The following is a 25,024-nucleotide window of genomic DNA, read 5'->3' on the forward strand; positions in this document are numbered from 1 at the left end:
CCTGGCTCAGGTAGTACTCAGGTGACCGCACATGACTGAATTACAGCTCGACGACTTCAAGACCGACGAAAACGCCGCCATGGTGTTGCTGGTTGACGATCAGGCCATGATCGGCGAAGCCGTGCGTCGCGGCCTGTCGAACGAAGAGAACATCGATTTTCACTTCTGCGCCGACCCGCACCAGGCCATTGCCCACGCGGTGCGCATCAAGCCGACTGTGATCCTGCAGGATCTGGTCATGCCCGGCCTCGACGGCCTGAGCCTGGTGCGCGAGTACCGCAATCACCCGGCGACCAAGGATATTCCGATCATCGTCCTGTCGACCAAGGAAGACCCGTTGATCAAGAGCGCGGCCTTTGCCGCCGGGGCCAACGATTATCTGGTCAAGCTGCCGGACAACATCGAACTGGTCGCGCGCATCCGCTATCACTCGCGCTCCTACATGACCCTGCTGCAACGGGACGCGGCGTACCGCGCGTTGCGGGTCAGCCAGCAACAACTGCTCGACACCAACCTGGTGCTGCAACGCCTGATGAACTCCGATGGCCTGACGGGGTTGTCGAATCGTCGGCACTTCGACGAATACATGGAACTGGAGTGGCGCCGTTCGTTGCGTGAGCAGAGCCAGTTGTCGTTGCTGATGATCGACGTGGACTATTTCAAGGCCTACAACGACAGCTTCGGTCATCTGGAGGGCGATGAAGCCCTGCGCAAGGTCGCCGCGGCGATCAAGGATGCCAGTGCCCGACCTTCGGACCTGCCGGCCCGCTACGGCGGCGAAGAGTTCGCCCTGGTGCTGCCCAATACCTCCCAGGGCGGAGCCCGACTGGTGGCCGAGAAGCTGCGCCAGACCGTGGCGGCCCTGAAGATCCCGCATAACTCGCCCACCGAAGGTTCGAGCCTGACCATCAGCATCGGCCTGTCGACCATCACGCCGAAAGCGGGCAGCAACTGCCGCGACCTGATCCTGGCGGCGGACAAGGGGCTGTATTCGGCGAAGAACAATGGGCGTAATCAGGTGGGGGTCGGGTGATCTGGTGAAATACCACGCTCTGCAGGAGCTGCCGAAGGCTGCGATCTTTTGATCTTCGCCGTTAAAGCAAGATCGCAGCCTTCGGCAGCTCCTACAAGTGCTCGCCGTGACTCCCAAAACCATTCGCCGGTAAACCCGCCATGCGGGCTGCCGGGGCCGCTTGATTACGGTATACTCGCCGGCTTTCAAAAGTTCGCCAACGAGTGCTGCCCGTCATGGAAATCAACCCGATCCTGAACACCATCAAGGACCTGTCCGAGCGCTCCGAAACTATTCGGGGGTATCTTTGACTACGATCAAAAGCATGAGCGTCTGACCGAAGTCAATCGCGAGCTTGAAGATCCGAGTGTCTGGAACAAACCTGAATACGCCCAGGAACTGGGCCGCGAGCGCGCCGCGCTGGCGCAGATCGTCGATACCCTCGACGAGCTGAACACCGGTCTGGCCGATTGCCGCGACCTGCTGGACATGGCCGTCGAAGAGAACGACGAAGGCGCAGTGGGCGATGTCGTCGCCGAGCTGGCCCGTCTCGAGGAAAGTCTGGCCAAGCTGGAATTCCGCCGTATGTTCAGCCACGAAATGGACCCGAACAACGCCTACCTGGACATCCAGGCCGGTTCCGGCGGCACCGAAGCCCAGGACTGGGCCAACATCCTGTTGCGCATGTACCTGCGCTGGGCCGACAAACGCGGTTTCGACGCCACCATCATGGAACTGTCCGCCGGTGAAGTCGCCGGGATCAAGGGCGCGACCGTGCACATCAAGGGCGAATACGCCTTTGGCTGGTTGCGCACCGAGATCGGCGTGCACCGCCTGGTGCGCAAGAGCCCGTTCGACTCCGGCAACCGTCGCCACACCTCGTTTTCCGCGGTGTTCGTCTCGCCAGAGATCGATGACAAGGTGGAAATCGAAATCAACCCGGCAGACTTGCGGATCGACACCTATCGTTCCTCCGGTGCCGGTGGTCAGCACGTAAACACCACCGACTCGGCCGTACGTATCACCCACGTACCGACCAACACCGTGGTCAGCTGCCAGAACGAACGTTCCCAGCACGCCAACAAAGACACCGCCATGAAAATGCTGCGGGCCAAGTTGTACGAGCAGGAAATGCAAAAGCGCAACGCGGCGTCCCAGGCGCTGGAAGACACCAAGTCCGATATCGGCTGGGGTCACCAGATCCGTTCGTACGTGCTCGATGCCTCGCGGATCAAGGATCTGCGCACCAACATCGAACGCAGCGACTGCGACAAGGTGCTCGATGGCGACATCGACGAATACCTGGAAGCGAGCCTGAAGTCCGGGCTGTAAAACACGCAATACAAGATGATCCCTGTAGGAGCTCAGGGGGACGCCTAGTCCCTGCTGAGCAATCCCCGGGCCGCAGGGCCCGGGGGCAACGAACCTGATGGAATATTTAAAGACATGAGCGACCTAGAACTCGACCCGCAAGCCCTGCAACAGGAAGAAAACTCCCTGATCGCCCTGCGCAAGGAAAAGCTTGCTGCCGAGCGCGCCAAGGGCAACGCCTTCCCGAACGACTTCCGTCGCGAAAACTACTGCGAACAACTGCAGAAACAGTACGCGGACAAGACCAAGGAAGAGCTGGCAGAGGCTGCGATCCCGGTCAAGGTTGCCGGTCGCATCATGCTCAACCGTGGCTCGTTCATGGTGATCCAGGACATGACCGGGCGTATCCAGGTCTACGTCAACCGCAAGACCCTCTCCGAAGAAACCCTGGCCGCGGTGAAAACCTGGGACATGGGCGACATCATCGCCGCCGAAGGCACCCTGGCCCGTTCCGGCAAGGGCGACCTGTACGTCGAAATGACCAGCGTGCGCCTGCTGACCAAATCCCTGCGCCCGCTGCCGGACAAGCACCACGGCCTGACCGACACCGAACAACGCTATCGTCAGCGTTACGTTGACCTTATCGTCAACGAAGACGTGCGCCAGACCTTCCGTGTGCGTTCGCAAGTCATCGCCCACATCCGCAGCTTCCTGATGAAGCGTGACTTCCTGGAAGTGGAAACGCCGATGCTGCAGACCATTCCGGGCGGAGCGGCAGCCAAGCCGTTCGAAACCCACCACAACGCGCTGGACATGGAAATGTTCCTGCGTATCGCGCCTGAGCTGTATCTCAAGCGCCTCGTTGTCGGCGGCTTCGAGAAAGTGTTCGAGATCAACCGCAACTTCCGTAACGAAGGCGTTTCGACTCGTCACAACCCTGAATTCACCATGTTGGAGTTCTACCAGGCCTACGCCGACTACGAAGACAACATGGACCTGACCGAAGAACTGTTCCGCGAACTGGCGCAGCTGGTCCTGGGCAGCACCGACGTGCCGTACGGCGACAAGGTGTTCCACTTCGGCGAGCCGTTCGTGCGTCTGTCGGTATTCGACTCGATCCTCAAGTACAACCCCGAGCTGACCGCCGATGACCTGAACGACATCGACAAGGCTCGCGCCATCGCCAAGAAGGCCGGCGCCAAGGTGCTGGGCTTCGAAGGCCTGGGCAAGCTGCAGGTGATGATTTTCGAAGAGCTGGTCGAGCACAAGCTGGAGCAGCCGCACTTCATTACCCAGTACCCGTTCGAAGTGTCGCCGCTGGCCCGTCGCAATGACGACAACCCGAACGTCACGGACCGTTTCGAGCTGTTCATCGGTGGTCGTGAAATCGCCAACGCCTACTCCGAGTTGAACGACGCGGAAGACCAGGCCGAGCGCTTCATGGCCCAGGTGGCCGACAAGGACGCCGGCGACGACGAAGCCATGCACTACGACGCCGACTTCGTTCGTGCGCTGGAGTACGGCATGCCGCCAACGGCGGGTGAAGGCATCGGTATCGACCGTCTGGTGATGCTGCTGACCAACTCTCCGTCGATCCGCGACGTGATCCTGTTCCCGCACATGCGGCCGCAAGCGTAAGTGTTTCAAATAAAAAGCCGCCTTTGAGGCGGCTTTTTATTGCCTGTCTGGTACAAACGTATCAACTTGTTACTTTCATCTGAGAGGAAATACCTGTCGTGATTCGTGCAATAGCTCAAGAAGGTGCAGCGGGTGTCGCCACTGCGGTCGCTGAAAGTGTTCAGTACCAGGGTCGCAAGGCCAGCCGACAGGGCAGCGAACAGCGACGACAGGAAATCCTGGATGCCGCCATGCGCATTGTCGTGCGTGACGGTGTGCGGGCCGTACGGCACCGTGCGGTGGCCGCAGAGGCACAAGTGCCGTTGTCGGCGACCACTTACTATTTCAAGGATATCGATGACCTGCTCACCGATACCTTCGCCCAATACGTGGAACGCAGTGCGGCGTACATGGGCAAACTGTGGGTGAACAACGAGGGCCTGCTGCGCGAGATGATCGACAGTGGCGATGGCAGCCCGCAGGCGCGCTCGAAACTGGCGGACGACATTGCGCGGCTGATGACCGATTACGTTCACCGGCAACTGGTCAATCGCCGTGAGCATTTGATGGCCGAGCAGGCGTTCCGTCAGGAGGCATTGCTTAACCCGCGCCTGGCCGAACTGGTGCGCTCGCATCAGCAAATCCTGTTGCAGGGCTCTTGCCAGCTGTTCCAGGTATTGGGCTCGCGCGAGCCGCATCAGGATGCCAAGGTGTTGACGGCGATTATCGGCCGGATGGAATATCAGGGCCTGCTCAACGTAGACGAGCCTGCCGCCGAAGAGGAAATGCTCGGCATCCTGACGCGCTACATGCACCTGGTGCTGGCGTCGGTCTAATCCCCGTAGGAGCTGCCGAAGGCTGCGATCTTTTGATCTTGATCCTTTGAAAAACAAGATCAAAAGATCGCAGCCTGCGGCAGCTCCTACAGGTTAGCTGTGTGTTCATAGGGAGTTTCGAATGAAAGCCTGGCGTGTCGTTGTGATCGCCTTGTCGTTCCTGCTGCTCAGTGGCTGTCTGGTGACCTTCAAGGAGCCGCTGCCTGTCAGCGAACCCGCGCCCAAGGGATTGCTCGGCAAATGGACCAGCACCAATGCCTGGGGCGAGCCGCTCAACCTCGAACTGACCCGCATCGGCGACAACCGCTATCAGGCCGTCAGTTATTACCGGGCCAGGCCCAGGGAGCGGGAGGCCTATCCCTTCACAGTGACGCGCCATGGCAACCGCTGGTATCTGTCGGCGAAGGTGCCGGCACAGTTCGGCGGGCATTTCACCATTGGCGGGTTTGAACTGACCGACAAGCATGAATTGGTGGTCTACAACCTCGACCTCGACCAGATCAACCAGGCCATGAAGCAGAAAGCCCTGAGCGGTGAAAGCTTCCAGACCCACGACGGTGATGGCGTATTGGTCGACAGCCACATGGATCAAGTCGCAGCCTACCTCGACGACCCGGCCAATTCCGATGTGTTCGTCGAAGCCGTGCGCTACCAGCGTCAGGCCAAAGCCAAATAAGCAGTACAAACAGGTTTCTACAGGAGTTTCGGGTGGACGATTACCAACAGTCGATACGCATTTTGTCCGATCGCATCGTGCTGGCGCAGACGCCGATCCGCGTCCTCGATGCGGTCAAGTGGGACGACAACATTCGTAAGGGCTTCCTCAAGGCCAAGGGCAAGGAAATGCCGGCGGTGGACCGCGACTACTACCTCAATCGGCCGCTGGCGTTCGATTCCAGCAAAGTGAAGCTGGAGTTCCAGAACATCGAGCGCGACATCACCCGCCAGCTCGGCCAGTTCAACCCGGTCGGCCAGATCATGCGCCGCATGTGCAAGGAATACCGCATGGTGATCCGCATGCTCGAAGCGCGTGGCACCGAGGATTTCGGCCTGATCTCCCAGGAGTTGTACGGCGCCGCGTCCGACGCGTTCCACGCTGGCGACCCGACACTGTCCGACCTGGGCATGATGTTGTCCGAATACCTGAACAACATCGACGGCCGTGGCGACCTCAAGGATGAGCCAAAGACGCTGACGGCCAAGGATGCGGTCGACCTGTTGCAGCATCGCTTGAACAAGGTGTTTGGCGAAGCCGAGGAAACCATCCGGGTGTTCGAGTCCGACGGGATCGTCGCCGATGCGGCGGCCGGCGCCGATTACATCAAGATCCGCTCCGATGCGATGTTCAACCAGCGCGATGTACGCGCCCTGGAAGTCCATGAAGGGCTGGTGCACGTCGGCACCACCCTCAACGGCCTGAATCAGCCGATCTGTACCTTCCTCGCCAAGGGCCCGCCATCGTCGACGGTGACCCAGGAAGGCCTGGCGATCCTGATGGAAATCATCACTTTCGCCTCCTACCCGAGTCGCCTGCGCAAACTGACCAACCGCACCCGCGCCATCCACATGGTGGAGGAGGGAGCCGACTTCCTGCAGGTGTTCGAGTTCTTCCGCGAGCAAGGTTTCGAAATGCCCGAGAGCTACAGCAACGCCAGTCGCGTTTTCCGCGGCTCGGTGCCGACAGGTCTGCCATTTACCAAAGACTTGTCCTACCTCAAGGGCTTCATCATGATTTACAACTACATTCAACTGGCCGTGCGTAAAGGCAAGCTGGAGCAGATACCGCTGTTGTTCTGCGGCAAGACCACCCTGGAAGACATGCGTACCTTGCGCCAGTTGGTGGACGAAGGCCTGGTGGTGCCGCCCAAGTACCTGCCGGAACAGTTTCGCGACATGAACGCGCTGTCGGCGTGGATGTGCTTCTCCAACTTCCTCAACCACCTGAGCCTGGACCGGATCGAGGCGGATTACTCGAACATCCTGTGATGCTGTCAAAAGATCGCAGCCTTCGGCAGCTCCTACACTGATCCCCTGTAGGAGCTGCCGAAGGCTGCGATCTTGGCAATTGGAGCTTCACCGAAAATCCTTCCTTCCATCGCGAGGTTTCACCGGATGAGAACCCTCGGCATTCTCTGCCTTCTCCTGGCCTTGAACGGTTGCAGTTCGCTGCTGTTCTACCCCGAACCCGGCCAGTTGTTCACGCCGGAAAAGGCCGGGCTCGAATACCGCACGGTCACCCTGATCACCGCCGATGGCCTCAAGCTGAACGCATGGTGGCTGCCGGCGAAGAAGGGGGTCGAGGTCAAGGGTACGGTGCTGCACCTGCACGGCAACGGTGGAAACCTGCCCATGCACCTCGGTGGGAGCTTTTGGTTGCCGAAAAATGGTTACCAGGTGTTGCTTGTGGACTATCGCGGTTATGGCCTGTCCGAAGGTGAACCCAGCCTGCCGGCGATCTATCAGGACATCGACGCAGCCTTCAAATGGCTCGACCAGGCGCCGGAGGTCAAAGGCAAGCCGCTGATCCTGCTCGGCCAGAGCCTTGGGGGCTCGATGGCCGTGCATTACCTGGTCCAGCACCCTGAACGCCAGAAACAACTGAAGGCTTTTGTCCTCGACGGAGTGCCCGCCAGCTACCGAAGCATCGGTCAGTTTGCCTTGAGTACGTCATGGTTGACCTGGCCGGTGCAGGTGCCGTTGTCGTGGCTGGTGCCGGACGGCGACAGCGCGATCAACTCCATGACGCAACTCAAGGACGTGCCGAAACTGATCTACCACAGCATCGACGATCCGATCGTGCCTCTTTCCAACGGCATCCGTCTGTATCAAGCTGCGCCGCCGCCGCGGGTGCTGCAACTGACCCGTGGCGGTCATGTGCAGACGTTCGCCGACCCGGTCTGGCGCAAGGTCATGTTGCGTTATCTAGATGATCCGCAGCATTTCAACGGCCTGCGCCGGTTGGGTGAAATTCCCAACTATCCGGCACCCCCGAATTCAGAAGATGAACCACCAGAGAGTCCGCAATGAGTGAAGAACGTAACGCTATCCCGCTGATCATCACCGGTATCTGCAGCATCCTCGGCACTGTCGGTGCCCTGTGGTGGTACGGCTACCTGCATTTCGCCAAGCCTGAGGATGCGTTGCTGCTCAACGAATTCACCATGCTCAAGACCGTGCCGGGTGAAGACTACAAAGTCTCCCTGGAACCGGCCGCGCAAGTGGCGCAGTGCATCGATGGCGTGCTGGTGCTGTTCGACATGGAACAGAAAGGCCTGACCGGCGTGCTGGTCGACAGCAAGAAAAAAGCCGTGCGCTGCATGGGGCAGGAAACGCCGCAGAAGCTGGAGCAGTAAACCGGTATTTGTTGGCAATAGAGATCAAATGTGGGAGCAAGCCCGCTCCCACACTGGTTTCGCGCAGTAGCTTGATTATTGGGTGTATGAACTCATCGCCGAACGCGGAATCACCGGCTGATTGTCATTGGAGATGGTCACCTCTACCCGACGGTTCATCGCCCGGCCCGAGGTGCTGCTGTTATCCGCCACCGGATACTCCTTGCCGTAACCCTGGGCGACGATACGCGCCGGATCAACGCCCATCTTCACCAGCGCCGCCCGCACGGAGCCCGCGCGACGTTCCGACAGCGACTGGTTGTGCGACGCCGTACCGGTGCTGTCGGTGTAGCCCTCGACAATCACTTTGCGCTCGGGGTTTTCCTGGAGGTACTGCGCCAGTTTGCTGATGTTCGCCAGGCCGTTGGATTTCAGCTCGGCCTTGTCGGTGGCGAACAGCACATCACCGAAGGTCACCAGCGTCCCGCGATCGGTCTGCCTGGCATTGAGGCTGTCTTTCAACTGTTTGATCTGCTGGTCACGGGCGTCGAGGCGCGCCTGGGCCCGTTGCGCCGAGGCATCTTTCAGGCTGGCCTCGGCGGTGCGCAGGGCGATGGTCTGCCTGGCCACTTCGACGCGCTGGTTGGTCAAATAGGCTAGCTGGTCGACCTTGGCCGCGTCCTCCTTGTCCCTGTAGGCCTTATCGGCCAGGTCCAGAGAGTCGCTGGCCTCCTTGGTCTCCAGCGCCGCGACTTTGCTGGCCTGCGGATCGGCTTGCAGGCCAGTGTAGTTGTTGCGGGCCTGTTCGAGGTTGGCGTTCGGTGGTGTGGAGCAGGCTGTCAGGGCTACGGTGACAGCCAGCAGGGCAGGGATCATCAATTGATTGGATTTCATGATTTCGTCCTTTTAGTCGAGTGGGAATGCGGGGGGCCGCGCCGCTTACTGAACGGTGCGCTGGCTTTCCTGACGCAATTCCTGAACGCCTTTCTGCGCGTCCTTCACTGATTGTTCGGCCTTCATCGCCTGGGCCTTGCGCTCGGCCACGCGAGCGTCCCACTCGGCCTGTTCGGCGAGCATCCGGGCCTGGTCGTATTGCTTGTCGTGCATGGCAATTTCGGCTTGCTTGAGCTTGTCCTGGGCCGACTTCATTTCCACTGCGGCGAACTCGGTGCCGCCGGCGCTCACGGCGTCATTGACGGCCGATTGGGTGACCGCGTACTGCTCGGCCGGCGGATTACCGGCGCAACCGGCCAGCACGAGGCAACTGCCCAGGGCCAACGCCACCAGTTTGAGGCTTTGCGAACAGGTAAATGAGGGGGTTCCGGTTCGGGTTTTCATGGTCTTCAACTCCATTGGGCCAGTTCCTGAAAAACGTCGAAGTCCACCCCGGGCAGGGCGCTGAAACCATCAATTGCGGGGTATTTTGAAACGCTCGTCCCAGGCGTGGTTACTTGGGTTGACCCGAGGCTTTTTTTGAAAGTTCAGAGAAAATAGCCGGCTATCGAAAAACTTGGATCAAGTCGACAGCGCCCTTTAGGGCAGGAGAAGTGCGATTTTTTGAATTGGAATACGGGCTAATGTGGGAGCGAGCAAGCCCGTTCCCACAGGTTTTGCGGATGTTCAGTGTTTCTGTTTGTCTTCAGGCACCGACAAGTCATGCAAATGTCGACGGGACAACGCCAGAAAGCGCGGGGTCGGCCCGATGTCTTCGTACAGCGGATCGCCTTCTTCATCGGTGGCAACCACGGTCGTGCCCTTGACGTACGGGAAGCTTCTTTCCAGCTCTTCCAGTGCGGCGCCGATCAGATCGCCGAGCAGTTCTTCGGGATGCCGCTTGGGGTACATTTCGACGAGCGCGGCCAGCCGTGCGGCAGACTCCACGTCCAGATGAATCGAGTAGCCGGTGTCGGTCAGGCGACCCTTGGCGTTTTCTTCCCAGTGGTGGGCAAGCTCGCGGATTTTCATATTGACCTCATTGCGCTCCCGCTCGTGGCAGGCAGAGTGAGTGTCCGGCACTGGCCGGTGACAACCGTTGTACGGCTTACTGTTCAGACTAGCCTCAACAGGCAGGGTTTACAGGCCCTTCGTCGTCTTGCTTGTAAGAACCTGTCTGGGGCGGCACTCTCTTGTTTCTTAGCCGCCCGGATTTTTTGCTGGAGACCTGCTGATGACCGATATTGATGCACGCTTGCGCGAGGACGTTCACCTGTTGGGTGAGCTGTTGGGCAACACCATTCGTGAGCAATATGGCGATGGTTTTCTCGACAAGATCGAGCAGATCCGCAAGGGCGCCAAGGCTGACCGGCGCGGTTCCATGGACGCCGAACTCAGTGCCAGCCTCAATCAGCTGAGCGAAGACGAGTTGCTGCCGGTGGCGCGTGCGTTCAACCAGTTTCTCAACCTGGCCAACATCGCCGAGCAATATCAGTTGATTCACCGTCGCGAGGAATCCCGGGAGGCACCGTTCGAAGCCCGGGTGCTGCCGGAGTTGCTCGCGCGCCTGCGCGCCGAGGGGCATGGCGCCGACTCGCTGGCCCGGCAACTGGGCCGGCTGGAGATCGAGCTGGTGTTGACTGCGCACCCGACCGAAGTAGCCCGCCGCACGCTGATCCAGAAGTACGACGCCATCGCCGCGCAACTGGCGGCTCAGGATCACCGTGACTTGACCGGTGCCGAGCGCGAACAGATCAAGACCACCCTGCAGCGCCTGATCGCCGAAGCCTGGCACACCGAGGAGATCCGCCGCACGCGCCCGACGCCGGTGGACGAAGCCAAGTGGGGGTTCGCGGTGATCGAGCATTCGCTGTGGCAGGCCATTCCCAATTATCTGCGCAAGGCCGATCAGGCCCTGCACGCCGCCACCGGCCTGCGCCTGCCACTGGAGGCGGCACCGATTCGCTTTGCCTCGTGGATGGGCGGCGACCGCGACGGCAACCCGAATGTGACGGCGGCGGTGACCCGGGAAGTTTTACTGTTGGCGCGCTGGATGGCGGCTGACTTGTACCTGCGCGATGTCGATCGCCTGGCCGCCGAGCTGTCGATGCAGCAGGCCAGCGATGAATTGAAGGCCCGGGCGGGAGACAGCGCCGAGCCCTACCGGGCTGTGCTCAAACATCTGCGCGAACGCCTGCGGGCAACGCGAAACTGGGCACACGCCGCCTTGTCGACGCCCGCACCGGCGCCGATCGACGTACTGCAAGACAACCGCGAACTGCTCGAACCACTGGAGCTTTGCTACCGCTCCTTGCACGAGTGCGGCATGGGCGTGATCGCCGACGGGCCGTTGCTCGATTGCCTGCGTCGGGCCGTGACATTCGGCCTGTTCCTGGTTCGTCTGGATGTACGCCAGGACTCGTCGCGGCACACCGCGGCGATGACCGAAATCACCGACTACCTCGGCCTGGGTCGCTACGAGGACTGGAGCGAAGAAGAGCGCATCGCCTTCCTGATGCGCGAACTGAGCAATCGTCGGCCGTTGTTGCCGACATACTTCAAACCTTCCGCCGACACCGCCGAAGTACTGGCGACCTGCCGGGAAATCGCCGCTGCGCCGTCGGCATCCCTCGGTTCCTATGTGATTTCCATGGCCGGTGCGGCTTCCGATGTACTCGCCGTGCAGTTGCTGCTCAAAGAGTCAGGCGTGTTGCGGCCGATGCGCGTGGTGCCGTTGTTCGAAACCCTGGCCGACCTCGACAACGCGGGGCCGGTGATCGAGAAGCTGCTGCTGTTGCCGGGCTATCGCGCGCGCCTGCAAGGGCCGCAGGAAGTGATGATCGGCTACTCCGACTCGGCCAAGGACGCCGGCACCACCGCGGCGGCCTGGGCGCAGTACCGGGCGCAGGAGCGACTGGTGGATATCTGCCGTTCGCACGACGTCGAGCTGCTGTTGTTCCATGGTCGCGGCGGCACTGTGGGGCGAGGCGGCGGCCCGGCCCACGCGGCGATCCTGTCGCAGCCACCGGGCTCGGTGGCGGGGCGTTTCCGCACCACCGAACAGGGCGAAATGATTCGATTCAAATTCGGCCTGCCGGACATCGCCGAGCAAAACCTCAATCTGTACCTGGCCGCGGTGCTGGAGGCGACTTTGCTGCCTCCGCCGCCACCTACGCCCGAGTGGCGCCATTTGATGGACGAACTGGCCGCAGACGGTGTCAGCGCCTACCGCGCGGTGGTGCGGGAAAACCCGCAGTTCGTGGAGTATTTCCGCCAGTCGACGCCGGAGCAGGAACTCGGCCGTTTGCCGCTGGGCAGTCGTCCGGCCAAGCGCCGGGCCGGGGGGATCGAAAGCCTGCGGGCGATTCCGTGGATCTTCGGCTGGACCCAGACGCGCCTGATGCTGCCGGCCTGGCTGGGTTGGGAAGCGGCCCTGAGCAAGGCACTGGAGCGTGGCGAAGGCGAGCTGCTGGGGCAAATGCGCGAGCAGTGGCCGTTCTTCCGCACCCGCATCGACATGCTGGAAATGGTCCTGGCCAAGGCCGATGCCGACATTGCGCAGTCCTACGATGAGCGTCTGGTGGAGCCGAAACTATTGCCATTGGGTGCGCACTTACGCGACCTATTGTCGCAGGCGTGCACCATCGTTCTCGGCCTGACCGGGCAGTCGCAGTTGCTGGCACATAGCCCAGCGACCCTTGAGTTCATCCGCTTGCGCAACACTTACCTCGACCCGCTTCATCTATTGCAGGCCGAGTTGCTGGCTCGTTCAAGAGTGCAGGACGTGGCGCAGGGCAGCCCGGTAGAACAGGCCTTGCTGGTGTCTGTGGCGGGGATTGCCGCCGGTTTGCGTAACACCGGCTAAGGTTTTTGCCGTGGGCTGAGGCGTCCGGCAGGTGAGCCGGATGCCGACGTTTGACGGGGGCAAAAGTGCTGTCAGGCGACAGTTAATGATGGGGTTGCGACTTGGGAAACTGCGCGCAATGGTCGCAAGAGGCAGCGGTTTCTCCGACTTTTGGCGTCTTGTGTGGGCGCAGCCTGCTGTGTATCTTGATCAGCCTTTGACCGTTTGGGCGGTCACGACCCTATTTTTGAGATTGGCCCCACGAGGCGAATCTGACGTTATCCATATAAAAAATTGAGGAGCACATCGATGCGCGTCATTCTGCTGGGAGCTCCCGGGGCCGGTAAAGGTACTCAGGCTAAGTTCATCACCGAAAAATTCGGCATTCCGCAAATCTCCACCGGCGACATGTTGCGTGCAGCGGTCAAGGCCGGCACCGAGCTGGGCATCAAGGCCAAGAGCATCATGGATGCCGGTGGCCTGGTGTCCGATGACCTGATCATCGCACTGGTCAAGGACCGCATCGCCCAGTCCGACTGCGCCAACGGTTTCCTGTTCGACGGCTTCCCGCGCACCATTCCCCAGGCAGAAGCCCTGGTGACTGCAGGCGTCGAGCTCGATGCCGTGGTTGAAATCGCCGTTGAAGACGAAGAAATCGTCCAGCGTATCGCCGGTCGCCGTGTTCACGAGGCCAGCGGCCGCGTGTACCACATCGTCTACAACCCGCCGAAAGTGGCTGGCATTGACGACGTCACCGGTGAAGAGCTGGTACAGCGCAAGGACGACACCGAAGAAACCGTGCGTCATCGCCTGTCGGTCTACCACTCCCAGACCAAGCCGCTGGTTGAGTTCTACCAGACGCTGTCGGCTGCCAATGGCAAGCCTAGGTACAGCCACATCGAAGGCGTCGGTTCGGTTGAAGCGATCACCGCCAAGGTGCTTGCAGCCCTGAGCTGAAAAACCTGACCCGCTGCATCATCCACGGCCCGCTTGCGGGCCGTAGTTGTTTATACTGACGCACTTTTTTCTGATTTCTCTTGTGGATACATCGATGAGCACCTTGCTGGCCCTGGACACCGCGACTGAAGCTTGCTCCGTTGCCTTGCTGCATGATGGCAAGGTCACGAGCCATTACGAGGTGATCCCGCGCCTGCATGCGCAGAAGCTGCTGCCGATGATCAAGCAGTTGCTGGCCGATGCGGGCACCACGCTGCAAGCGGTCGACGCCATTGCGTTCGGCCGTGGCCCGGGGGCCTTCACCGGTGTGCGCATTGCCATCGGCGTGGTGCAAGGCCTGGCGTTCGCCCTGGATCGCCCGGTGCTGCCGGTGTCGAACCTGGCCGTGCTGGCGCAACGTGCGTTGCGTGAACACGGCGCCACTCAGGTCGCCGCCGCCATCGATGCGCGCATGGATGAAGTGTATTGGGGTTGCTACCGCGAAGCGGCCGGGGAGATGCGCCTGGTGGGGGCTGAAGCTGTACTGCCGCCGGAGTCCGCTGCATTGCCGGCCGATGCCGGCGGCGAATGGTTCGGCGCAGGCACTGGTTGGGGTTATGCCGAACGTATCGCCGTCAGCCTGAGCGGGCAGGACGCGGGCATGTTGCCCCATGCGCAAGACTTGCTGACTCTGGCGCGGTTTGCCTGGGAACGTGGCGAGGCGATCGTGGCCGATGAGGCGCAGCCGGTATATCTGCGTGACAAGGTGGCGACGCCCAAGGCGCGTTAAGCCTTTACAGATCGCAGCCTGCGGCAGCTCCTACAGAAGATCGCATTTCCCTGTAGGAGCTGCCGCAGGCTGCGATCTTTTCCAGGCACCACCAATCGTCTTTTTCTAACCCCAGCTTTTAAACCTTTTGTCTTTTATGTGTTCTAGTTATCACTCGGCGGTTTGCGAAGTGGGATATGAGCCACTAAACTGCCATCACTGATTCCGAGTATGCACGTATGCGTATAGACGGCGTTTCCTCTCAGTCCTACCCCATCAAGCGCAAGCCTCGCAAAGACCGCGTGGTGGAAGACGACGCCATTGATATCGAAGGCGAGCTGGAATTCCCGACTGAAGAGCAACTGGCTGCCCGCGCCGCCAAAGCTTCCGCGCAAAAACTGAGCAATCTCCCCGCCCGTCAGCAAGACATGATTTACCACCGTGCCATGAGCAAAAGCGTGGCGACAGCCTTGGCCAGCTACCTGAGCACCGCCGGTTTCGTCGATTGGGAAGCGGATGTGCTGGGTCTCGACCTGTACATCTGATGTTGCTGCCGTATTACCTCGGTTGTCCGTCCTGGAGCGAAAACGCCTGGCGCGACTACCTGTATCCGTCCGACGCCAGACCCGCCGACTTTCTTGATCTCTATTGCCAGGTTTTCAATGCCGTGGAAGGCAACACGACCTTCTACGCGAGCCCGGCTGCCAGCACCGTGCAGCGTTGGGCCGAGACCATGCCCGAACACTTTCGCTTCACCGCCAAGTTTCCCGGCGAGATCAGCCACGGTGGCGATCTGCGCGAGCAACTGACCGCCGCCGAAACCTTCGTGCAATTGCTCAGCCCGCTCGGCGAGCGAGTGTCGCCACTGTGGTTACAGCTGTCGAAAAGCTTCACGCCCCAACGCTTGCCGGAACTGGCCGGATTCATCGATGCCCTGCAGCGGCCGCTGGCCGTGGAAGTGCGGCACGACGAGTTTTTCGCCAAGGGTGACAGCGAACGAATGCTCAATCGTCTGCTGCTGGATCGCGGTGTCGAACGCATCTGTCTCGATCCCCGTGCTCTGTTCAGTTGCACCTCGACCGAGCCCTCGGTGCTCCACGCCCAATCGAAGAAACCTCGGGTGCCACCGCGCCCCGCGGCATTCACGCAATTCCCGCAGGTGCGTTTTATCGGCCATCCGACGCTTGAAGCCAACGATACGTTCCTGGAGCCGTGGGTCGAGAAAATCGCGCTATGGATCGAAGAGGGCCGTACGCCGTACATCTTCCTGCACACCGCCGATAACTTGCTGGCCGCGAAGCTGGCGCAGCGTTTTCATGCCAGGCTGATGCTGCGTTTGCCTGGCTTGCCGGCGCTGCCTGAGCTATACAGAGAACCCGTCGCCGAGCAACTTGGCCTGCTCTGAGGCGGATTCTTTCCCCTCTTCAGGAGCCTGCCCAATGGATGCGCAAACCCTTCGAGCCCAGGCGTTCAAAGCCCTTCATGAACGCCCCGGGGCTTTTGTGATTCCCAATCCGTGGGATGCCGGCTCGGCGAAAATGCTCGCCAGCCTTGGCTTCGAGGCGCTGGCAACCACCAGCGCCGGTTATGCCTTTTCCCAGGGCCGTGCCGATGGCGGACTGACTCTCGACGATACCCTGATGAACGTCCGGGCGATTGTCGCCGCCACCGACCTGCCGGTTGCCGTCGACCTGGAAAACGGCTTTGCCGACAACCCGGCCGACTGCGCGAAAAGTATCTTGCGCGCGGCAGAGGTCGGCGCCGTCGGTGGTTCGATCGAAGATGCCACCGGCCGCGAAGAAGGCCCGATCTACTGTTTCGAACACGCCGTGGCGCGCATCGAAGCCGCTGTGGCAGCCGCTCGCAGTTTGCCGTTCGACTTTACGTTGACTGCCCGGGCGGAAAACTTCCTGCACGGCAATCCCGATCTGGCCGACACCATCCGGCGCTTGCAGGCATTCGCCGAGGCCGGTGCCGATGTGCTCTACGCGCCGGGCCTGCGCAGCGCCGAGGATGTGCTGGCGGTGGTGCGCGCCGTGGCGCCAAAGCCGGTGAATGTGTTGATGTCGGGCGGCTTGAAGCTGACGGTCGCGCAGTTGGGTGAAATGGGCGTCAAACGCATCAGTGTCGGATCGGCACTGGCATTGGCGGCCTATGGAGAGTTCTTTCGCGCCGCCGAAGAAATCCAGACATCAGGTACGTTCGGTTTCACGTCCCGGTCGATGCCCTATCAGAAGGCCAATCAGTTTTTCAAAGGCTGAGGATCAGGCGGCGATGCGCAGGTTCTGCAGGATGATCGGGCGCGCCCAGCCATTGTCGAAATCGAATTGTTTCTGTTGTTCCACCAGCTCTTGCGGCGAGAACGGCGGGAACGGCTTGTCGAGCAGATCGAGTTCGAATTCGGCAATCGGCAGGTGCAGCGGACGCGGTTGCGGGGCAGGGCCACCTTCTGGCAGCGGTTGACCGGCGTTCAATACGATCGGGCGAACCCAGCCGCTTTCGAAGTCCTGCTGTTTTTGCTGGGCGACGATTTCGTCCGCCGGGAACGGTGGGGATGGCTTGTCGGCCAGGTCCATCTCGAATTCGGCGATCGGCAGGAACAGCGGCTCGGGCGGGCGGATTACGTTGTCCTTCACGTCGCATTCGCGCTGGGACACGATGTGGGCCAGCAGGTCGCTGCCGATCGTGGGTTCAACCGGGCTTTCGAGATCGACCGGTGGAAAGTTCAGCGATTGCGGCAGTACTTCACCCGACTGTTCTGCCAGCGCCCGGGCAAAGAAATCCTGCCAGATGTGGCTGACGCCGCTCAGTGCCTGGGTGTTTCGCAGGTTGTAGTCGCCGTAGGGCGAGATAAAACCTGTGATTGTGGGTTGAATGTCTGACATTTCTCTCGGTCGACGCTCAGCTCTGGCAAAATGCTCGATAGTTTTGTTATCGGCCGTTTTTGCCGATCATTAATTTTTTGAGCGTGTTTTCCGATGATTGATCAACCTGCGGCCTGCCGCATCCATGTCCAGGCCCTCGACGCGGCTTTCGAGCCACAAGCCGAACAATGGGCTGAGCGCCTGGGCTTGCCAATGCAAGTGGCAGACGGCGAGTTTGCCTTGCAGGTGGGTGACATGGGCTTGCAGCTGCAACAACTGGGGCCGGATGCGCCGGGGCCGGTGCGGGTGGACTTCGTCGAGGGCGGTGCGGCCCATCGCCGGCTGTACGGCGGCGGCAGCGGGCAGATGATCGCCAAGGCCGTCGGCGTCGCCCAAGGCGTGCGCCCGCGGGTGCTGGATGCCACGGCAGGGCTGGGCAAGGACGCGTTCGTGCTGGCCAGCCTCGGTTGCGAGATGAGCCTGATCGAGCGTCAGCCGCTGATCGGTGCCTTGCTCGAAGACGGCCTGGCCCGTGGCGCGGAAGATTTCGACGTGGCGCCGATCGTGGCGCGCATGCGCTTGCTCAAGGGCAATTCGATCGAGGTCATGCGCAACTGGGAAGGCGAACCACCGCAGGTGATCTACCTCGACCCGATGTTCCCGCACCGTGAGAAAACCGCGCTGGTGAAGAAGGAAATGCGCCTGTTTCGGCCATTGGTGGGCGATGACCCGGATGCGCCGGCATTGCTCGAAGCCGCGTTGGCCCTGGCCAGCCACCGGGTGGTGGTCAAGCGCCCGCGCAAGGCGCCGTGCATCGATGGGCCGAAGCCGAGTCATGCGCTCGATGGCAAGTCCAGTCGGTATGACATTTATCCGAAAAAGGCGCTCAAGCCGTAAGACCGAGTCGCCCCCTTCGCGAGCAAGCCCGCTCCCACATTTGATCGCATACTGTCTGACGGAACCGGGTCACTTGTGGGAGCGGGCTTGCTCGCGAATACGCCCGCCCAATCACCATAAACTCACCAGGCTCACTCAGGCCGATAAGCCCGCATAAACAATCCCACCACTTCCTGCACATGACTCTCGGCGGCCTCGTCGTCCAATGGTTCGCCACAGCCGAAGAGCAGCCGGAAATTCGCTGCGCCCTTGAGCAGGCAGAAGAAGTGTTCTGCTGCATTGTGCGGTTTGTCGATGCTCAATGCGCCGCTTTCGTTGACCTTGCTCAACAAGCGTTCCATACCGTGCAGCATGCGCTGAGGCCCGGCCTCGAAGAAGATCAGTGAGAGTTTTGGGTCCTGACTGCCCAAGGCCATGATCAAACGGTGCAGGTTCAGCGATTCGTCACTGTTGATCAGTTGATGAAATCCGCGTGCGATGTTCAGCAGCACGGTTTCCACGGCCACGCCTTCCGGCAGTTCGAAGAACAGCGTCGGCAACTGTTCCTCGCACTTGGCCATCACGGCGGCGGAGAACAGCGTCTCCTTGTCGTTGAAGTGGCTATAGACCGTCAGCTTCGACACACCGGCCTCGGCCGCGACGGCATCCATGCTGGTATTGGCATAACCCTTACTCAGAAACAGCGCTTTGGCCGCATCGAGAATCGCCTGGCGCTTGACCAGATCCTTGGGTCTGCCTGGTCCATTGGGTGCTGAAAGATTGTTTGGCATATTCGTTTTTATTACTGGACTGGTGAGTTTGCTATTAATAACATACTGCTCAGTATAATTATTCAAAGCACCATTAGCGAAAGGTCCTTCACCATGTTCCGCTATGCCTTGCCCCTCGCGTTGCCAGTCACCCTGGCTTTTTTATTGTCTGCGTGCGGTCACGAAGAGGCACCGCAGGTCAGCGTGCGCCCGGCCATGGTGGTCCAGCCAGAGCCTTCGGCGCAGGCCATGGAAAGCTATCCCGGTGAAGTTCGCGCACGGTATGAGCCGGACCTGGCGTTCCGTATCGGCGGCAAAGTCAGCCGACGACTGGTCGATGAGGGGCAGCGGGTCAAGGCCGATCAACCCTTGGCGGAGCTCGACCCCCAGGACGTGCGCCTGCAACTGGAGGCCACCCGGGCTCAGGTCGCCGCCGCCGAAGCCAATCTGAACCTGGTGCGTTCCGAGCGTGATCGCTACAAGACCCTGATGGAGCGCCAACTGGTCAGCCGCTCGCAATACGACAACGCCGAAAACCTCTACCGCTCCGGTGAGGCACGTCTCAAGCAAATCAAAGCCGAATTCAACGTTTCCAATAACCAGGCCAGCTATGCCGTGTTGCGTGCGCCGCAGGACGGTGTCGTGGCCAAGCGCCTGGTGGAGGTCGGGCAAGTCGTGGCTGCGGGGCAAACGGTGTTCACCCTGGCAACCGATGGTGAGCGTGAAGTCTTGATCAGCCTGCCGGAGCAGAACTTCGGCCGTTTCAAGGTCGGTGAGCCGGTGTCGGTGGAGCTCTGGACCCAGCCCGATCAGCGATTCGAAGGGCGTATCCGTGAATTGTCGCCGTCGGCTGATCCAAAATCGCGCACCTTCGCGGCCCGCATTGCCTTCAGTTCCGGCAAGGTTCCTGTCGAACTGGGCCAGAGCGCCCGAGTGTTCGTGCAGGCCGTCGACGTGGTTCCGCTGTCCGTTCCGCTGTCTGCGCTGACAGCGGAAAACGGCGTGACCTATGTCTGGGTCGTCAGTGCCAACAACACCTTGAAGAAAACCCCGGTGCGAATCGGTGCCTTCGGCGAGAAAACCGTACCGGTGCTTGAAGGGCTCAACGCCAGCGACTGGGTGGTGGCCGCCGGTGTCCATGTGCTTCTCGAAGGGCAGCAGGTGCGCCCGGTGGATCGCTCCAATCGCGTGGTCAATCTGGCGGACAAGGAGTAAGCCCCGATGCGCTTCAACGTTTCCGAATGGGCGCTGCGTAATCGCCAGATCGTCCTGTTCCTGATGCTGTTGCTGGCCATCGTCGGCGCACTTTCCTACACCAAGCTCGGCCAGAGCGAGGACCCGCCGTTCACCTTCAAGGCCATGGTGATTCGCACCAACTGGCCGGGAGCGACCGCCGAAGAAGTCTCGCGCCAGGTCACCGAACGTATCGAAAAGAAGCTGATGGAAACCGGCGAATACGAACGCATCATGTCGTTCTCCCGCCCCGGCGAGTCCCAGGTGACCTTCATCGCGCGCGACTCCATGCACTCGGTGGAGATCCCGGAACTCTGGTATCAGGTGCGCAAGAAGATCAACGACATCCGCCATACCTTGCCACCGGGGATTCAGGGGCCGTTCTTCAACGATGAATTCGGCACCACGTTCGGCAATATCTACGCCCTGACCGGTGAGGGTTTCGACTACGCCGTGCTCAAGGATTACGCCGACCGCATCCAGATCCAGCTGCAACGGGTCAAGGATGTGGGCAAGGTCGAACTGCTGGGCTTACAGGACGAGAAAGTCTGGATCGAACTCTCCAACGTCAAGCTCGCCACCCTCGGCTTGCCGCTGGCGGCCGTCCAGCAAGCCCTTGAAGAACAGAACGCGGTGTCCACGGCGGGGTTCTTCGAAACCAGCAGCGAGCGCCTGCAGCTAAGGGTGACGGGGAATTTCCAGACGGTCGACGAGATCAAGAACTTCCCGATCCGTGTCGGTGATCGCACTTTCCGCATCTCCGACGTGGCCGACGTGCGTCGTGGTTTCAACGATCCACCGGCGCCGCGCATGCGCTTCATGGCGCAAGACGCCATCGGCCTGGCGGTGGCAATGAAGGACGGCGGTGACATCCTGGTGCTGGGCAAGGCGCTGGAAGTCGAGTTTGCCCGCGTCCAGAAAAACCTCCCGGCCGGCATGGAGCTGCGTAAAGTTTCCGACCAACCGGCGGCGGTGAAAACCGGTGTTGGCGAGTTCGTGCAAGTGCTGGTCGAGGCGCTGGCCATTGTGTTGCTGGTGAGCTTCTTCTCCCTCGGCGTGCGCACCGGCATGGTGGTGGCCCTGGCGATTCCGCTGGTGCTGGCGATGACGTTCGCGAGCATGTATTACCTTGGCATCGGCCTGCACAAGATCTCCCTCGGCGCGCTGGTACTGGCCCTGGGTTTGTTGGTGGACGACGCGATCATCGCCGTGGAAATGATGGCGATCAAAATGGAGCAGGGCTTCGACCGGGTCAAAGCGGCGAGTTATGCCTGGACCAGCACCGCGTTCCCGATGCTCACCGGTACGCTGATCACCGCGGCCGGCTTCCTGCCGATTGCCACGGCGCAATCGGGCACTGGCGAATACACCCGCTCGATCTTCGAGGTGGTCACCATCGCGCTGTTGGCGTCGTGGGTGGTCGCAGTGGTATTCGTGCCGTACCTGGGGGAAAAACTCCTGCCGGACCTGGCGAAGATTCACGCCGCCAAACACGGTGCCGGTCAACCCGATCCGTATGCCACGCCGTTTTACCAGCGCGTCCGGCGTCTGGTGGAGTGGTGCGTGCGCTGGCGCAAAACCGTGATTCTGGTGACCGTGCTGTTGTTCGTTGCCTCTATCGTGCTGTTCCGCTTTGTGCCGCAGCAGTTCTTCCCGGCATCGGGTCGCCTGGAGTTGATGGTCGACCTGAAACTGGCCGAAGGCGCTTCGCTGAGCAACACTGCCGACGAGGTCAAGCGCCTCGAAGCGCTGCTCAAGGACAAGACCGGGATCGACAATTATGTGGCCTACGTCGGCACCGGTTCGCCGCGTTTCTACCTGCCGCTGGATCAGCAACTGCCGGCGGCGAGCTTCGCCCAGTTTGTCGTCCTGGCGAAAACCATCGAAGAACGGGAAACCCTGCGCAGCTGGTTGATCTCGACCCTCAACGAGCAATTCCCGGCTCTGCGTTCGCGGGTCACGCGCCTGGAAAACGGTCCGCCGGTTGGCTATCCGGTGCAGTTTCGCGTGACCGGGGAGCACATCGAGGAAGTGCGGGCGCTGGCGCGCAAAGTCGCGGCCAAGGTTCGCGAGAACCCCCATGTGGTCAACGTCCACCTGGATTGGGAAGAACCGAGCAAGGTGGTGTACCTGAACATTGATCAGGACCGCGCGCGGGCGCTGGGCGTGAGCACGGCGAACCTGTCGAGGTTCCTGCAAAGCTCCCTGACCGGTTCCAGCGTCAGCCAGTACCGTGAAGACAACGAGTTGATCGAGATCCTGTTGCGCGGCACCTTGCATGAGCGCACCGAACTGTCATTGCTGCCGAGCCTGGCGGTGCCGACCGATAACGGTCGCAGTGTCGCGCTGTCGCAGATCGCGACCCTGGAATACGGCTTCGAGGAGGGCATCATCTGGCACCGCAACCGCCTGCCCAACGTGACCGTTCGCGCCGACATCTATGGCAAAGAACAACCGGCGACGCTGGTGCAGCAGATCATGCCGACCCTCGATCCGATCCGCGCTGAATTGCCCGATGGCTACTTGCTGGATGTCGGCGGTACGGTAGAGGACTCGGCGCGCGGACAGAACTCGGTGAAGGCCGGGGTGCCGCTGTTCATCGTGGTGGTGTTGACCTTGCTGATGCTGCAGCTGCGAAGTTTTTCGCGCACGGCGATGGTGTTCCTGACGGCGCCGCTGGGGTTGATCGGGGTGACGCTGTTTCTGTTGGTGTTCCGTCAGCCGTTCGGTTTCGTGGCCATGCTGGGGACTATCGCGTTGTCGGGGATGATCATGCGTAATTCGGTGATTCTGGTGGATCAGATCGAGCAGGATATCGCGGCGGGGCTCAAGCCTTGGGAGGCGATCATCGAGGCGACGGTGCGGCGGTTCCGGCCGATTGTGCTGACGGCGCTGGCGGCGGTATTGGCGATGATTCCGTTGTCGCGCAGTGTGTTTTTCGGGCCGATGGCAGTGGCGATCATGGGGGGGTTGATTGTGGCCACGGCGTTGACTCTGTTGTTTTTGCCTGCCCTTTATGCCGCCTGGTTTCGGGTTCGCAAAGAGTCGGTTTGAGGGTTTGATCTTGGCGGCCTTCGGGCCGACCAGGTTCATGGTTTTTTGTTGGTTGAGAGGGTAATACGGTTGTCGTTGGCACCTGGGGACAGGCGGCGCCAACGACAACTTCAGCAAAACTGCCGGTTATGCGCCTGGCGAAACACTAACGATGCTCACCACCACATCTTTGACCCACATCATATCCGCGCTCAAATCCACTGGTACAGGTTTCGTGGAGGTGAAGACCACTTGGTCTTCATAGAGGATGTTTGCACTGATGGAGTAGGTGTTCCCGTACTGCAGTTTTGCAAGGTCGTAACTCAATGTGTATTCCATGATGTCGTTATTCACATTGGAATAGATCTCTGTAGCCAGCGTTTTCAGAGCATTTGACTGAGTGGTATCCACTAAGCTGACATGGAGGGACGAGCCAGGTCGAAGGTCAACTTTTTCGAAATAAACCACGTTGCCGGTAATTTCTTTTTCCCTATTCATTTTGATTTCCCTTTCAAAGAATCGTCGGTATTGACGAGTGCTAACCATAGAGTCGACACCACGAATTTTATGTAGGGCAATTCCTGCAATCTGTGACGAAGAGTGTGTTTGATATAGCAGAAACGTTCTCACTTCTACTAAGTCCTTGAGGGGGCGGCCACGGTCCGCGGTAATAGAAAACAACGGAAGACGAAAAAGCCCGCTGACCTTCACAGATTCAGGGGGCTTCTTTGGTATTGCGGACAGATAATAATTACAAGGTTCCAAACACCTACTTCGCCAAACTGGTTGCCGCAGCCGCCGGGTTCTGGCGGATGGTTTCTTCCTGTTTGCCGATCATCTCGAACAAGCCATTCAACGCCTGCTCGGTGACACTACGCCTGTGGCATGAAATAAGTGGATCTTGCGTCAAGTGTCGATCCGCAGGCTTTCAGGTAGAGGCACCGAAATCTGCAAGATGAACAACATCATTAGGCTTCAGTATCAGTTTCGCTGGATGAAGCCCCAGCGACAGTCGGCGCTGGCCATAGGTCTCAAATGAGCCGACCAGCGTGTAAAGTCGGCCCGGTTTGATCATGGACGGGTCATATTTCAGATAGAAATTAGGCTCCCCGGTCAAGCCGACCCCTTCACACACAAGGGTCTCGTCGTTCTCATCGCTAACGGGTTCAATCAGCTTTACATACAGTTTCGAGTCGGCAGGGTAACCGATCCTCGGCATCCAGGTCTTTTCCACGGCGATGTAGCCCACGGGGCTCAAATAAATGTCTGCATCGTGATCCCCTCCTGCCCAGTGGAATTCTCGCTCTATATCCAGCAAGAGCGCGGTGTTCTGGTGGGAAATTTTTACGTTGATGACATAGCGACTTCCGACGGCATTCAGGTTTGAATCGACACTGACACCAAAATTGATGGGACGTGCCGAGGGTAGTGTGTTACTGCCCCATATGCCGTGAAGGATCGGCACAGTTCTGTTGGTAATGTTTTGTACTCTGATATTGATGTCGCAGCCTTCCGGTACTTCGTAGTCCGGAGGAAAGTGCAAGAGCGCGTTGATTCTATGTTGCGTCATAATGATTTCCTTATCCGTTGGTTCGTCGAAATGACGAGCGCTGAGCGTATCCCCAAAGCAATCAAGCCTTGCGTAGGAAAAACTCTCT

The 25,024-nt window shown here is 60.2% G+C and carries 24 protein-coding genes and 1 pseudogene; 17 read left to right on the plus strand and 8 right to left on the minus strand.

Annotated elements, in window-relative coordinates:
• Positions 1–31: 31 nt before the first annotated feature.
• From ASD95_RS19230 to ASD95_RS19270, 8 genes are all read left to right on the plus strand, one after another.
• On the plus strand, positions 32–1,033 hold the full coding sequence (locus ASD95_RS19230) for a response regulator (RefSeq protein ID WP_056721050.1): 1,002 nt from the start codon (positions 32–34) through the stop codon (positions 1,031–1,033).
• 215 nt (positions 1,034–1,248) lie between these two features.
• A protein-coding gene (prfB, locus tag ASD95_RS29220; RefSeq protein WP_109790603.1) for a peptide chain release factor 2 occupies positions 1,249–2,344 on the plus strand; the annotation gives its coding sequence in 2 pieces (ribosomal slippage) (positions 1,249–1,320 and positions 1,322–2,344; 1,095 coding nt in all).
• A gap of 114 nt (positions 2,345–2,458) precedes the next feature.
• Positions 2,459–3,961, plus strand: a complete 1,503-nt coding sequence (gene lysS / locus ASD95_RS19245; RefSeq protein ID WP_056721048.1) for a lysine--tRNA ligase — start codon at positions 2,459–2,461, stop codon at positions 3,959–3,961.
• Positions 3,962–4,059: 98 nt separating this feature from the next.
• Complete coding sequence (locus ASD95_RS19250; RefSeq protein WP_056721047.1) at positions 4,060–4,776, plus strand: TetR/AcrR family transcriptional regulator; 717 nt, start codon at positions 4,060–4,062, stop codon at positions 4,774–4,776.
• Positions 4,777–4,897: 121 nt separating this feature from the next.
• Positions 4,898–5,452, plus strand: coding sequence for a hypothetical protein (locus ASD95_RS19255; protein WP_056721045.1), 555 nt, complete (start codon positions 4,898–4,900; stop codon positions 5,450–5,452).
• Positions 5,453–5,484: 32 nt separating this feature from the next.
• Complete coding sequence (locus ASD95_RS19260; protein WP_056721043.1) at positions 5,485–6,762, plus strand: flavohemoglobin expression-modulating QEGLA motif protein; 1,278 nt, start codon at positions 5,485–5,487, stop codon at positions 6,760–6,762.
• Between the two features lie 126 nt (positions 6,763–6,888).
• Positions 6,889–7,803 carry an alpha/beta hydrolase gene (locus tag ASD95_RS19265; protein WP_056721041.1) on the plus strand — a complete coding sequence of 305 codons (915 nt, stop codon included), beginning with the start codon at positions 6,889–6,891 and terminating at the stop codon, positions 7,801–7,803.
• Complete coding sequence (locus ASD95_RS19270) at positions 7,800–8,129, plus strand: hypothetical protein (protein ID WP_046041078.1); 330 nt, start codon at positions 7,800–7,802, stop codon at positions 8,127–8,129. The genes ASD95_RS19265 and ASD95_RS19270 overlap by 4 nt, the downstream gene beginning before the upstream one ends.
• Positions 8,130–8,204: 75 nt before the next feature.
• Here ASD95_RS19270 and ASD95_RS19275 read toward each other — a convergent pair whose 3' ends face one another.
• The 3 genes from ASD95_RS19275 to ASD95_RS19285 form a co-directional block, all read right to left on the minus strand.
• Positions 8,205–9,002: an OmpA family protein gene (locus tag ASD95_RS19275; RefSeq protein WP_056721038.1), complete on the minus strand. Its 798-nt coding sequence runs from the start codon at positions 9,000–9,002 to the stop codon at positions 8,205–8,207.
• A 45-nt stretch (positions 9,003–9,047) separates the two neighbouring features.
• Positions 9,048–9,461 carry a DUF4398 domain-containing protein gene (locus ASD95_RS19280; RefSeq protein ID WP_056721036.1) on the minus strand — a complete coding sequence of 138 codons (414 nt, stop codon included), beginning with the start codon at positions 9,459–9,461 and terminating at the stop codon, positions 9,048–9,050.
• 267 nt (positions 9,462–9,728) lie between these two features.
• Entirely contained in the window at positions 9,729–10,073 is a 345-nt protein-coding gene (locus ASD95_RS19285) for a hypothetical protein (RefSeq protein ID WP_056721034.1), read from the minus strand.
• Between the two features lie 202 nt (positions 10,074–10,275).
• Between ASD95_RS19285 and ppc the strand changes: the two genes are divergently transcribed.
• The 6 genes from ppc (at position 10,276) to ASD95_RS19320 (ending at position 16,851) form a co-directional block, all read left to right on the plus strand.
• Entirely contained in the window at positions 10,276–12,906 is a 2,631-nt protein-coding gene (gene ppc / locus ASD95_RS19290; RefSeq protein ID WP_056721031.1) for a phosphoenolpyruvate carboxylase, read from the plus strand.
• Positions 12,907–13,194: 288 nt separating this feature from the next.
• Positions 13,195–13,842: an adenylate kinase gene (adk, locus tag ASD95_RS19300; RefSeq protein WP_056721029.1), complete on the plus strand. Its 648-nt coding sequence runs from the start codon at positions 13,195–13,197 to the stop codon at positions 13,840–13,842.
• A gap of 94 nt (positions 13,843–13,936) precedes the next feature.
• The gene (gene tsaB, locus ASD95_RS19305; RefSeq protein WP_056721027.1) at positions 13,937–14,611 is read left to right on the plus strand and encodes a tRNA (adenosine(37)-N6)-threonylcarbamoyltransferase complex dimerization subunit type 1 TsaB; all 675 of its coding nucleotides are present in this window, start codon (positions 13,937–13,939) and stop codon (positions 14,609–14,611) included.
• Positions 14,612–14,829: 218 nt separating this feature from the next.
• The gene (locus ASD95_RS19310) at positions 14,830–15,135 is read left to right on the plus strand and encodes a hypothetical protein (RefSeq protein ID WP_056721025.1); all 306 of its coding nucleotides are present in this window, start codon (positions 14,830–14,832) and stop codon (positions 15,133–15,135) included.
• Positions 15,135–15,995, plus strand: coding sequence for a DUF72 domain-containing protein (locus ASD95_RS19315; RefSeq protein WP_056721023.1), 861 nt, complete (start codon positions 15,135–15,137; stop codon positions 15,993–15,995). Before ASD95_RS19310 ends, ASD95_RS19315 begins: the two co-directional genes overlap by 1 nt.
• A gap of 34 nt (positions 15,996–16,029) precedes the next feature.
• Positions 16,030–16,851 carry an isocitrate lyase/PEP mutase family protein gene (locus ASD95_RS19320; protein ID WP_056721022.1) on the plus strand — a complete coding sequence of 274 codons (822 nt, stop codon included), beginning with the start codon at positions 16,030–16,032 and terminating at the stop codon, positions 16,849–16,851.
• A 3-nt stretch (positions 16,852–16,854) separates the two neighbouring features.
• Here the strand turns inward: ASD95_RS19320 and ASD95_RS19325 are convergent, their stop codons facing one another.
• On the minus strand, positions 16,855–17,475 hold the full coding sequence (locus ASD95_RS19325) for a hypothetical protein (RefSeq protein WP_056721020.1): 621 nt from the start codon (positions 17,473–17,475) through the stop codon (positions 16,855–16,857).
• A 93-nt stretch (positions 17,476–17,568) separates the two neighbouring features.
• Between ASD95_RS19325 and ASD95_RS19330 the strand changes: the two genes are divergently transcribed.
• Entirely contained in the window at positions 17,569–18,351 is a 783-nt protein-coding gene (locus ASD95_RS19330; protein ID WP_056721019.1) for a class I SAM-dependent methyltransferase, read from the plus strand.
• Between the two features lie 131 nt (positions 18,352–18,482).
• On the opposite strand, the gene ASD95_RS19335 is transcribed toward ASD95_RS19330, so the two are convergent.
• Positions 18,483–19,121 (minus strand): TetR/AcrR family transcriptional regulator, encoded by a 639-nt coding sequence (locus ASD95_RS19335; RefSeq protein ID WP_056721017.1) that lies wholly within the window; start codon positions 19,119–19,121, stop codon positions 18,483–18,485.
• A gap of 93 nt (positions 19,122–19,214) precedes the next feature.
• Here ASD95_RS19335 and ASD95_RS19340 point away from each other — a divergent pair, with 93 nt between their 5' ends.
• Both ASD95_RS19340 and ASD95_RS19345 read left to right on the plus strand, forming a co-directional pair.
• Positions 19,215–20,315, plus strand: a complete 1,101-nt coding sequence (locus ASD95_RS19340) for an efflux RND transporter periplasmic adaptor subunit (protein ID WP_056721015.1) — start codon at positions 19,215–19,217, stop codon at positions 20,313–20,315.
• 6 nt (positions 20,316–20,321) lie between these two features.
• The gene (locus ASD95_RS19345) at positions 20,322–23,387 is read left to right on the plus strand and encodes an efflux RND transporter permease subunit (protein ID WP_056721012.1); all 3,066 of its coding nucleotides are present in this window, start codon (positions 20,322–20,324) and stop codon (positions 23,385–23,387) included.
• A gap of 126 nt (positions 23,388–23,513) precedes the next feature.
• Here the strand turns inward: ASD95_RS19345 and ASD95_RS19350 are convergent, their stop codons facing one another.
• From ASD95_RS19350 to ASD95_RS19355, 3 genes and pseudogenes are all read right to left on the minus strand, one after another.
• On the minus strand, positions 23,514–23,864 hold the full coding sequence (locus ASD95_RS19350; protein ID WP_162252400.1) for a YbaY family lipoprotein: 351 nt from the start codon (positions 23,862–23,864) through the stop codon (positions 23,514–23,516).
• Between the two features lie 271 nt (positions 23,865–24,135).
• Positions 24,136–24,237: pseudogene (locus tag ASD95_RS29225) on the minus strand (DUF4197 family protein); the annotation flags it as partial.
• 57 nt (positions 24,238–24,294) lie between these two features.
• A complete protein-coding gene (locus tag ASD95_RS19355; RefSeq protein ID WP_056721008.1) occupies positions 24,295–24,936 on the minus strand; it encodes a hypothetical protein in 642 nt (213 codons plus the stop codon).
• Positions 24,937–25,024: the final 88 nt, after the last annotated feature.

Origin of the sequence: Pseudomonas sp. Root71, from assembly GCF_001429045.1 — a bacterium.
GTDB lineage: Bacteria > Pseudomonadota > Gammaproteobacteria > Pseudomonadales > Pseudomonadaceae > Aquipseudomonas > Aquipseudomonas monachiensis.